Genomic DNA, 1,377 nt, shown 5'->3' on the forward strand with positions numbered 1-1,377 from the left:
TTTTTAATTTTCCGGTGCTGCCATGACTAACACTTACAATCATTTTGACCCCGATAAAAATTACGATTCTATTTTGTTTCGCTCCGACAAAGTGTTGCAAACAGCAGAATTCAACGAATTACAAAGTGCAATGCATCATCGTCTGCAAAATATCAGCGATGTATTGTTTGCCGATGGCGATATTATTCGCGATGCAGGCATAGTGATTAATGCAGATACTGGTGCAGTGTCGATTGAATCCGGTGCGCTTTATCTTGCTGGTGCAGTTCGTGGTGTAGGCGCCAAGAACTTGAACGTGCCGCTCGATGACATTGTGGTGGTTGGTGTGTATGTCCACTCACTCACTATCACTGAAATGCAAGACCCTACGCTATTGAATCCAGCGGTGGGCGCGCGTGGCTACATGCAGCCCGGTGCAGCACGCAACCAAATCAATACACAGTGGGGCATTTACGGTGATGGCACAGAAGGTGTTTTCTATCCCGTCTATACCATCGATCACGGCCACATCTCTGCCAAAGAGCCACCACCTACACTGGACGCCGTTTCGCAAGCCATTGCGCGTTATGACCGCGATAGCTCGGGATCTAACTATGTCGTAACTGGATTGCGCGTCACAGCGCTGCCAGATGCGGTTAACGGCGATCAAATGTATAACCTCGAAGAAGGTCGCGCCCGCGTCAACGGTTTTGGTGTGCAATTGAATACCTCGCGCCGTATTCATTATGCCGCTGTGCCGGTGTTGAAATTTATCGACAGCGAGCCGCATACCTCCACCACCATTAACAATCAGCGCGTGAATCTGGATCGCACACCAGCGGCGGAAATTGAACAGGTACGCATCACAGCGCAACGCACCGTAACGATTAATCACGGCACCTACGCGGGCGCACCTGATCCATTGCCGGACACCTCAGTCATTCAAATCACGCAAGTGAAGCAAGGCGCAACTGTTTACAATAAAACTGCCGACTGGATATTAGCCGCGGGCAAAGTGGACTGGTCACCCAATGGTGCAGAACCAAGTCCCGGCTCTTCCTATGATGTGACTTACCAGTACATCAAAGATGCGGAAATCACCAATGCAAATGCCACCGGTTTTGATGTGGCCGGTGCGGTGCAAGACACGCTGATACTGGTTACTTACCGCGTGAAATTACCACGCATTGATCGTTTGTGCCTCAATGAAAAAGGCGAACACATTTGGATCGAAGGCATCTCTACCGATTACGATCCTGTGCGCCCACCAGTGCCCTCCCATTTGATTGAGTTAGCCCAAGTCATTCAAACATGGACAGAGGCTCGCGAAATTATTAATGACGGTGTGCGCACCGTTGCGATGGCCGATATCGACGCGCTGAGCCAGCGCATGAATTT

The 1,377-nt window shown here is 50.2% G+C and carries 1 protein-coding gene; it reads left to right on the forward strand.

Annotation, left to right across the window (positions count from 1 at the left end; all coding sequences use genetic code 11):
- Positions 1–22: 22 nt before the first annotated feature.
- Positions 23–1,377: DUF4815 domain-containing protein (locus A596_RS21590; RefSeq protein WP_152600269.1), on the forward strand; the 1,355-nt coding region annotated here is incomplete at its 3' end.

It is taken from the genome of Cellvibrio mixtus subsp. mixtus J3-8 (assembly GCF_000766945.1).
In the GTDB taxonomy this organism is placed as follows: Bacteria; Pseudomonadota; Gammaproteobacteria; order Pseudomonadales; family Cellvibrionaceae; genus Cellvibrio; species Cellvibrio mixtus_A.